The sequence below is a fragment of the Paenibacillus baimaensis genome, assembly GCF_025567575.1.
Genome location: NZ_JAOQIO010000100.1, coordinates 1 through 1,033, shown reverse-complemented (window position 1 = coordinate 1,033; position 1,033 = coordinate 1). Strand labels below are relative to the sequence as shown.

Genomic DNA, 1,033 nt, shown 5'->3' with positions numbered 1-1,033 from the left:
AAACCCATCGAAAATGTTGAAATCCATGAACGCAATGATAATTCCATACATGGGCGTATATTTGAATAATAGTAAAAATAATAGTCCAGGAATAAGCAAAACGTAGAGATCTAAGTTTGTGAGAAACAACTTCCCCCTGTTCTTGCTAACCTTCGCCGTTCCGACACGTTGTTTCACTTCCAATGTTCTAACGCTCATATCCCGTTCACCTCCATGTTGTTAGATTTTAATCTTAAAGACTACTATCAAGTTCGAAGCATCGGCTATCGAGACGTGATCTCTGCGGCACTAGCCTACAAACACTATTATAAAACGCTTTCCTGATTGGCGAGAATGATGGATCTTCCTTTTATACTTGATGAATCTTACTGTTTTTATGAGAAGGTGTTTTGGATAAATGAAAGAGCACTCCTCACCAATCGAAAAATACTAAAAGCATGAATTCGGCACTGTACCGGACTCATGCCTTTTAGCTTTACCGATAGATATGTAGTAGCTGATGCTGTTAGTTTTGTTACCCTTTTTCTCAATCTTGCTTCGAATATGTTTTAATGGCACTACCGTTCTCGTCGAAACAACGGATGTAATCCGTTAACTCTTTAAAGTTGACCCAAGAAATTCCTACTTTCTGATCAGCAGCACCGTATGACATGATCAGCTCATCTCCCACGACGATACCAGCTGTGGTAAATAAGCAAGGCGTCGGATAATCGGAAGGCATCTCCCACTCTCTATCTGCGAACATCAGCCGCTCTGAGCACCGATGTGTTACTACCGGGAAATCGTTCGGCTGCTCCTTCACAATCATGAAGGACTGCGTGTAGCCAAACACAACGTCTTTCTTTCCATGATAAGATACGAGCCATTCGTCGTCCGAGACACGGATTGGCGGCCAACTTGCACCAATGCGGTTATCCTCCCAGTGAAAGACACTCGTCGCAAGCAGACGATGCGTTGCTTTCGGAGAAGCGAAGTCCTCAATCGTATTTGCAGCTGCTATGTAGATAGAGGGTTTCTTCACTTCAGCTCCTCG

General features: G+C 43.3%; 1 protein-coding gene and 1 pseudogene. Both read right to left on the bottom strand.

The features are described from left to right. Positions 1 to 198: pseudogene (locus tag OB236_RS29380) on the bottom strand (hypothetical protein); the annotation flags it as partial. A gap of 328 nt (positions 199 to 526) precedes the next feature. Continuing rightward, on the bottom strand, positions 527 to 1,033 hold a 507-nt coding region (locus tag OB236_RS29375; protein WP_456299787.1), incomplete at its 5' end, for a glycoside hydrolase family 130 protein.